This window comes from Streptococcus sp. HMSC057G03 (assembly GCF_001808745.1).
Lineage (GTDB): Bacteria > Bacillota > Bacilli > Lactobacillales > Streptococcaceae > Streptococcus > Streptococcus parasanguinis_Z.
In genome coordinates this window covers 72,608-80,962 of the sequence record NZ_KV794415.1, presented here as the reverse complement: position 1 = coordinate 80,962, position 8,355 = coordinate 72,608, and the positions used below count along the sequence as shown (strand labels likewise).

At 46.9% G+C, this 8,355-nt stretch carries 4 protein-coding genes; 1 reads left to right on the top strand and 3 read right to left on the bottom strand.

The genetic code is table 11. From position 1 onward, the window contains the following. Positions 1–321: 321 nt before the first annotated feature. Genes HMPREF2686_RS00415 through rexB form a run of 3 tightly spaced genes read right to left on the bottom strand, consistent with a single transcriptional unit; the run spans position 322 to position 7,571 of the window. The gene (locus tag HMPREF2686_RS00415; protein ID WP_049486545.1) at positions 322–639 is read right to left on the bottom strand and encodes a DUF4298 domain-containing protein; all 318 of its coding nucleotides are present in this window, start codon (positions 637–639) and stop codon (positions 322–324) included. 3 nt (positions 640–642) lie between these two features. After that, the gene (gene addA, locus HMPREF2686_RS00410; protein WP_070448788.1) at positions 643–4,308 is read right to left on the bottom strand and encodes a helicase-exonuclease AddAB subunit AddA; all 3,666 of its coding nucleotides are present in this window, start codon (positions 4,306–4,308) and stop codon (positions 643–645) included. After that, on the bottom strand, positions 4,305–7,571 hold the full coding sequence (gene rexB / locus HMPREF2686_RS00405; RefSeq protein ID WP_070448800.1) for an ATP-dependent nuclease subunit B: 3,267 nt from the start codon (positions 7,569–7,571) through the stop codon (positions 4,305–4,307). Before rexB ends, addA begins: the two co-directional genes overlap by 4 nt. A 159-nt stretch (positions 7,572–7,730) precedes the next feature. Here rexB and HMPREF2686_RS00400 point away from each other — a divergent pair, with 159 nt between their 5' ends. Beyond that, positions 7,731–8,213, top strand: a complete 483-nt coding sequence (locus HMPREF2686_RS00400) for a glutathione peroxidase (protein WP_049486543.1) — start codon at positions 7,731–7,733, stop codon at positions 8,211–8,213. Positions 8,214–8,355: the final 142 nt, after the last annotated feature.

The window sequence follows — 8,355 nt, the reverse complement described above, 5'->3', positions numbered from 1 at the left end:
TTTAGCCTGAGCCCAGAAATTAAAGAGCGAAGAGGTTCAAAACTAATTGAACACAGGCTGCGGATTGTGTCAAAAAGATAAGTTCTCCTAGAATCTAAAGATTCTTCGTCAAACTTCCTATTTTGACTTTATCCGTAGTCGCCCTTTGTATCTTGATTTAGTCATGGAACTTCCTGGATTGCTGAAATCATCCACTGGATAATTTCACCTGACGTCCGTACTCACCTAAGGAAAGTTTCTATGATGACATTTGTCTTCAATCTAAATGCTCCGGAAAACCGGAGCTTTTTTTGTGTTTGTTTCAAAAGGTGAAGAGATCATTCACCGTTCTTTGATCATCTTCGTTGCGATCTCCAATAGATCAACTCCCATCTGAAAATGCTCGTCTAACAAATCATAGACAGCATCTTCGGACAAGACACCACAAGGTAGATCTGCTGGAAAGTCAGACTGATTGGACAAGTCCAAATCATCAAAATAGGCTTGACTACTATAATAATCGCGCAGTTGGATATAGCTCTCTTGATGCTCTTTTAGTCGATCCATTGCTTTTTTGGTATCTTCCAAAGTCTTAGCATAGTCATTCAAATAACCTTCCATCCTTTGGATGCGTTCAATTTTTTCCTTTGCAATTATCATGTGTTACTCCACTTTCACTACTTCTAGATGAGGGCCACCTAAAAGTATCAGATATTTTTCAACGTGCTCTTGGCCATAGGAACGGCGAAGAGCTTCTGCATAGAGATCGAGCTGATCTCGGTAGCGTTCGACCAATTGGCTAGGGACCTTGTAGTGATCTGTCTTGTAGTCAAAGAGCAGGATCCGATCTTCTAGCACGATATACCCATCCAAGATCCCCCGCACGACAAAGTCCTCTCCACTAGCTGGATCTTTCTTCAGCATGGCAAAGGGGGCTTCACGATGAACCCGAGGGGCTTCTCTTTGAAGCAAGGTCCCCAAAGGCGTCTCATAGAAAGCGAGAATGGCCTCTAGCTTGATGCGCGCTTTGACTGCTGGCTCTGCTTGGACTTGCTCCAAGGCTTGACGCAGTGTATCCAGCGTGATTTCTTCTTCAAGAGGCACGCGCTGCATAAGCTCATGGACTGCACTACCGACTTGTGCTCCAGTCACGGCTTTTTCTTGACCAAAAGTTGGAAGCTCAAACTCAGGCGCAACAAGCTTCGCATCCATGATCTGGACGCCATTGGCATCCATGACCGGCTCGTAGAATTTCTTGATCTGGCTAGGGGTACGGACACTTGGCAAATGAATGGCCGGAGCATAGAGCTGATTGAGGCGATCAACATTTTCCAAGATATCCAAAGCCCGACGAATATCCTCTGACTGGCGGACATCCTTGAGCTGATCCAGGCGGGAATCCTGCTCTTTCTCTATAGGCACCAGTTGATCCGGTGTTAGGTCTTCATCTGTCACAAAACGCGTGTCATAAGCCAGGGTATTCTTGGCAAACACATCTTGAATAGCAAAGAGCCAGTCCTGATAAGAGGTCCATTCTTTTCGTTTTTCCGGATCCAGCTTGCCATTGCGACTGGTCCCCCAATCGGTATCACGCAATTTGTCCTCGCTACCTTTTCCGACTAGATAGAGCTTGAGCTCGGCCCGTGTCATAGCAACATATAGAAGACGCATCTGCTCTGAAATCGTGGCTAATTTTGTTTCTTCCACATTGCCTTGGTAGCAAGGTGTTTCGATCTGCAGGCGGATGCTTTCAGGAGCGGCTGGATTTTCGGTCTCAACTGGCAGGTTGGCAATGTATTTAAAGCCAATCCCTTTTTGACGGCTGAGGATAATCGGCCCCGATTGATCCTTACGGTTAAAGGCCTTGTCCATATTGAGAATAAAGACATACTTGAATTCCAGCCCCTTACTCTTATGGACGGTCATGAGCTGGACGGCATCTTTTGGTGCTGCAAGAGGGACGCTGGCCAAATCGTGTTCATTTTCGATCACCTTGTCGATCATGGCAATGAAGCGCGACAAGCCCTTAAAGCTGGCTTTTTCATAATCATTGGCTCGAAGCGTCAAGGCATAGAGGTTGGCCTGTCGCTTGGCGCCATTTGGAAGGGCGCCGACATAGTCATAGTAATAGCGATCCTCATAGATTTTCCACAGCAAATCATAGAGCGAAGAGGTCTTAGCAGCAGCTCTCCAAGTGGATAAAACCTTGAGGAAGTTCTCGATTTTAGCTGAGAGCTTGGCATCGATCAATCGTGCCTGCTCTGCAGTCTTTTCAAGGGCTAACTGGACCTTGTGGTAGAAGGCCATTTGCTTTTGCTCTGGAAGCGTCTGCAAGGAAATCCGTGCCAACTCATCTTCATCAAAGTCAAACATGGGGGATTTCATGAGGGCTACTAAGGGATAATCATGCAAGGGATTGTTAATGGTCCGCAAGGTATCCAACATGACCATCACTTCCAGTGACTCAAGATAATGCGCCTGTCCGCTATCTGCCACAATCGGAATATGGTACTGGTCAAAGGCTTCCAGTATCGCATCATTTCGCGTTCGAGTCGCCGTTAAGAGCGTGATCTCTTTAAAGGGCACTTTTTCCACCCGATGGAGACGTAAAATTTCTTTGATAACCAGGAGAATTTCTCCCTTGGAAATCGTCTCGACTCCAAGAGGAGCTTCCTCGTCTTCGGTCTTTTCTTCCTGATCTTGGGTGCCATCATAAAGCAAAAATTCTGCCCGATGTTGAGGCAAGGCCATCCGCTGCTTATCGCTTCCTGCGACCAGATAGTGGGTTTGATTGTATTCAATCTCGCCCACCTCTTCGTCCATCAAATGACGAAAGACATCATTGGTCGCGTCCAACACCTCCACATGACTCCGGAAATTTTCCTTGAGGAGAATCAACCGCCCTTTCGCCCCTTCTTCTTGGTAGGCTTTAAATTTATCATTAAAAATCTGTGGATCCGCCTGACGGAAGCGGTAAATGGATTGCTTGATATCCCCCACCATGAAGCGATTGTGGCCATTTGACAGCAAGTCCAACATCCGCTCTTGGGTGTGGTTGGTATCCTGGTACTCATCGACCATGACCTCATGATAACGCTCTTGAAAGGCTTGTCTCACCTCTGGAAATTGCTCTAAAATTTGAATGGCAAAATGACTGATATCCCCAAATTCATAAGCTTTTTCTTGGATTTTTCGCTCCAGATAAGCGCGAGCAAAGTCTCTGATAAAGTCCCGGAGCAAGGAGAGCATGGGGCCTTCTTCTTGGTGGAAGGTTTGTTGAAATTCCAGCTGATAGAGCTGATTTTCCAAGTCTCTGAGGCGATTGATATGTATGGTTTTATCCTGGTTATAGGCCGTAACTAGGTCTTTCAGCTCTTCTTTTCGGGCTCTATTGGTCAAGGCTCCCCCATTTGAAGCCCGGCTAATCGCCACGACTGCCTTTAGGACAGAGGTCAGTTGTTCTTTATTGGTGCGACCTGTCAGGCTTCCAATCTGATCGAGCACCTCTTCTACAGCTTCCAAATATTTGGCCTTGCCAAATGCTCGGCCCTCATTGGACAAATGAAAGGCAAAAAAGCTTTCTGCCTCATAAAGGGCCTGCTGGATGCTCTCCATCAGATCGCCTTCAACCTGTTCAAAATCAGTCTCCTCATAACCTTTTAGGAAATGCTCTTCCAGCCATTTCTCCGGATCACTGGTCGACTGAAGAAAGTCATAGATCTGGTAGATCTGTTCTTTAAACAAGGTCAAATTTTTGCGCTGCCCCGTGAAATTCTTGACCATCTGCACAAAGGCCTCTTGATTTTCCCCCTGGTAATAGCGGTCAAAAACAGCTTGAAAGACTTCATTTTGTAAGAGGCGTTGCTCACTGGCGTTTTGTAAAATGCGAAACTGAGGTGCCAACCCAAGCAAATAGCCATAGCGCGTTAGGACCTTTTGGGTAAAGGAGTCCATGGTTCCGATATCGCTAGTAGCGACATCTGCGATTTGACGGGCCAGGTGTTGCTTAAGCTCTGGATCATCGCTCGCTTGCAGGGCTTTTCCAAGTTCACTTTCCAAACGATCCTTGAGCTCTCCTGCTGCCTTGACCGTAAAGGTCGAGATAAAGAGTTCCTTAATCGAGATGCCTCGCTGGATCTGATCCAAAATCCTTTGCACTATGACAAAGGTCTTTCCCGATCCAGCAGAGGCTGACACCAGGATATTGGTCCCCGAACTATAGATGGCGTCGATCTGTTCTGGTGTTCGCTTTTGCTCTTTGGTAGAAGCTGCCTCTTGGGCCTGAAGGGCCTTGATTTCTTCTCTTGTCAAAAATGCTTGTTTGATCATTTGTTCAAGACCTCCTTCATCTTCTCGATCCAAGCGGCTTTCACCTTTTCACCGCGTATTCCTTTTTGGTCTAGTTTGGTCAAGAACCGTGCCTGACCTAGGTGACGATCGGCTTCAAATCCTGTGATAGATTTAAACTGCTCCACAAATGGTGCGATATTGCGCCCATTTTCACTATAGGGATTGATGGCAAATTGCCCCTTGAGAATCCCTTCTGCTGCTGTTTTATAGAGATAAGCGTTGTACAAGAGGAGCAAGTCCAGTTCTTCCTTACTCAGCATCATAGCCTTGTTCTTATCATAGGCCTCTCCCAGATAAGGCGCCTGATCTGCCATAAAGAGCCCCTTGTACTGTTGACTTTTCATAGTTTGGTTGATGGCGTCCTCGACTGTCTTGGTCTTTCTCAGATCTACTAGGGGATCTCCCATTTCCAAATACATGGCTCCGAAAATCCCTTGCTCCGCTTGGTATTCCTTCAGATCCTGAATGGCAGAGAGATAGGTTGGCAATTGAGAATTCAGGCCATTAAAGAACTTGTCATAGTGGAATTGCGTCAAGCTCGACTTATAATCCACAACGCCAAGAGCTCCCCGATCACTTAACTGATCAATGCGGTCCACCTTGCCTCGTAGCTGCAGGAGACGGCCATCAGACAAAGGATAAGAGGTGTGGGCGCTCCCGCCAAAGAGAGTCTCCTCACCAATGGTCTCGATGCCATTTTGCTGGGCGAGGACACGCCCCGTTGTTTTCGCAGTATCAAGAAGCAAGTTGCGAATAAACTCGGTCTCTCCACTTTCTGTATACAATTGCTGAAACTCTGCTTCTTGGCTGGTTTCTCGAATCGCCTCATTTAAACGCCGATCAAACGCTTGATCGGAACTATCTTTTAAGACTCGTTCAAAGATCCGGTGCAAGAAATTCCCATGACTACGAGCGTCTGGCCGGATGGTTTCATCCTCTTGTAAGCCCAAGACATAGCGCAGATAAAAGGCATACTGGTGCTTGTAGTATTCATTCAAGGCAGAAGCGGATAAGGTCAAGGCTTTGCCCTCTGGATAGAGCGCTTGAAGCGTATCCGACTGAAGCTGACGGCTCTTTAATTCCGTTGAAATCTGAGGAATCTGGATACCTTCAGCGGCTAATTTCTTGCGCAAGACCCGTACCGCCACACCCCAAAAGCTGGCTTCTTCAGGAGACAACTCACTCGTAATTTCTTCTTGATGGAGTTCGATCACGCGCGCTAGGAGGGCCCGGTAAGTCCCGATATCATCACTCGAGGCTTGGGCTTGTTTGGTCGTCCACTCGATGGCAATAGGTTCCTTGGTCAATTCGACAAGGTAAGGAGAGACACTATCTTCCATTTCATTGACCAAGCTAGGGGCCGATAGGACCAGTTGGTTGGTCGCCGCATTGAGGAGCGAAACCGCCACAAAGCGATTCTTCTTGAGATTTTCGCTGGTCACCACCTGGAGCTCTGCTCCTTCTTGGGTGGCCTCATTCAGCTGCTGGCGCTCTTCTTCACTGAGTAGAGAGGTGTTCTGAGCGATCTTTGGAAAACGCTCCTGGGTCAGCCCGATCGCGTAAACAAAAGGCGCTGTCAAAGGTTCAATCAAGTCATAGGACTGAACCGTCACCACATCGACCGTAGCAGGAACTGTCCGGTATTGAGACAATTGCATCCCCGATAAGACAAGAGCTAAAAAGTCATCCACTGTCAGTTCTTGGTCCTCAAAAACCAGATTCAATTCTTCTAAGACGTGGAGGAAGGCCTTCCAAACTTGATCATAGCGCTCCTGCTCTTCCAAAGCTAGATCCTTGATCAAAGCTTGTAGATTCTGAGAAAGCTGAGCCTCTTGCAGAAACTCTGTAAAGGCTGTTAAGAGATGGGTCACCTTTTGTTTGCGCTGTGAAAAGAAGGGCGCTAGAGGTTCTACGACGCGTTCTCGGAGGGCATTGAGTGCTTCTAGATTGAACTTACCCTGACGATTGCTGGTAAATGGCTTGTGAAATTTTGCAGCACCCTTTACTTCTGCAAAGCGAAGGTACTGCTCAAAAGCATCGACTTCTTCTTGCGTCAGATCACTATACAGACCCGTTTTCAACAGATTGATGACGTCTTCTGTCTGGTAATTGAACTGCTTGATCCGCCACAAGGATTCAATGACCTGAATCAAGGGGTGATGGACCATGGCTTCGCTTCGTCCCAAGTAAAAGGGTATCTGATACTGATCAAAAATGGTCTTGAGTTGCAGTTGATAAGCTTCTACATCGCCTAGCAAGACCCGAATATCCCGATAGCGTGCCCCATCATGAAGGCGCTGACGGATGGATTTAGCGACAAATTCCAACTCTTCTTTTTGCGTATTGGTCTGCCAGAGTTGGACCGCTGTTCGATCGTGTTCCTTGAGCTCATTTTCCACTTGTGAAAAATCGTAGCACGCTTCTAACATACGCGTCATGCGACTAAAGGAATCTTCGATCGCTTGCCCACAATACTGAGGCTGAACTTGGAAAGTCTTTGCCAGCTGGAGCAGAAAGTCAACACTAGCCTGATAGAGATTGCCCTCTCTGAAGCTTGCTCGATAGGCTTTTTCACTGGCATAGACCCCGATGACAATCTCCACTCCTTTTCGGTGAAGGAGACCAATCAAGGCCTCTTCTTCCGCAGAGAAACGCGTGAAGCCATCGACGACGATCGCCACATCTTTCAATTGCTCTTCCAAGTGCCCCTCTTCAACCTGGTTGAGGAAAACGGCCATCTTGGACTGGGATTCATACTGGTGCTGGACCAGCATCTCAGAGACAGCTTCAAAAATCGCTATGAGATCCTCTCTTTTTTCAGCTTCCCCGAGCAACTCTAAATCTGTAAAATCCATCTGGGCTGTCTGTAATTCATGGTAGAGCTGAACCAGTTGCTGGATAAACTGAGGATCCTTGCGTAGGGCTCCGTAAACTTTAAGATCCTGCTCCTTCATTTGGGAAAGGGCTTTAAAAAACAACATACCGAGACCGATGTCATCTAAGGGTTGCTCCTCAAAGACCTGGTTCAGGATGAAATAACGGGCCATTTGGGTAAAGCGCGTGACGGTAATGGCAAAAGAAGCCTGACCTTCTAAATAGGACAATACCTTGGCTTCTTTTTCAAAGGAAAGAGAGTTTGGTGCAATGTAAAACACACGCTTGCCCTGTTCCACTAACCCTACGGCTTCTTGTGTCAGGACCTGGGTCAAGGGGGTCCGAACATCCGTATAGAGTAATTTCATCCGTTCCATTCTCCTTTTGGTATTTTCTTGAGAGCTTGTTATCTTCTTATTATATCATTTTCACAGGAGGGACTAAAGCAAGAAGTCATGCTCCTCTTGGCCCAATTTTAGGACATTTGTGCTACAATAAAAGTTGAAAAGACAGAAAGGATACCACCTATGACTAGCATTTATGATTTTTCGTTAGAAAACCAACAAGGGGAGGAAATTCCCCTTTCTCACTACCAAGGTAAGGTCCTCATCGTGGTCAATACAGCAACAGGCTGTGGCTTGACCCCGCAATACCAAGGACTGCAAGATCTCTACCTACGCTACCAGGAAAAGGGGCTGGAAATCCTAGACATTCCCTGTAACCAATTCATGGGGCAGGCACCAGGAACTGCAGAAGAAATCAATAGCTTCTGCAGCCTCAACTACCAGACCACCTTCCCACGATTCGCTAAAGCCAAGGTCAATGGTAAAGAAGCCCTTCCTCTCTATGACTGGCTCAAAAGCCAAGCAGCCGGACCACTTGGCAAACGCATCGAATGGAACTTCGCAAAATTTGTCATCGACCGACAAGGCCAAGTCGCCCAACGTTTCTCCTCCAAAACAGAGCCAGCTGCCATGGAAGACTTGATCCAAGACTTACTTGAGAAATAAGCAAAAAGCCTGAAAGTGTAGTCAGGATTTTTGATGAATGGCTATTTATTTTCGAGACTTTCCGCTGTGAGAAAAGTGCCTGAAACAATAACGTTTCAGGCACTCAGGAATTTTGAGAGTAAAACAGTTTGGGAAACTGTTT

Coding starts and splice junctions, on each gene's coding strand:
- HMPREF2686_RS00415 (WP_049486545.1), bottom strand. CDS start 639: ATGATAATTGCAAAGGAAAAAATTGAACGCATCCAAAGGATGGAAGGT.
- addA (WP_070448788.1), bottom strand. CDS start 4,308: ATGATCAAACAAGCATTTTTGACAAGAGAAGAAATCAAGGCCCTTCAG.
- rexB (WP_070448800.1), bottom strand. CDS start 7,571: ATGAAATTACTCTATACGGATGTTCGGACCCCCTTGACCCAGGTCCTG.
- HMPREF2686_RS00400 (WP_049486543.1), top strand. CDS start 7,731: ATGACTAGCATTTATGATTTTTCGTTAGAAAACCAACAAGGGGAGGAA.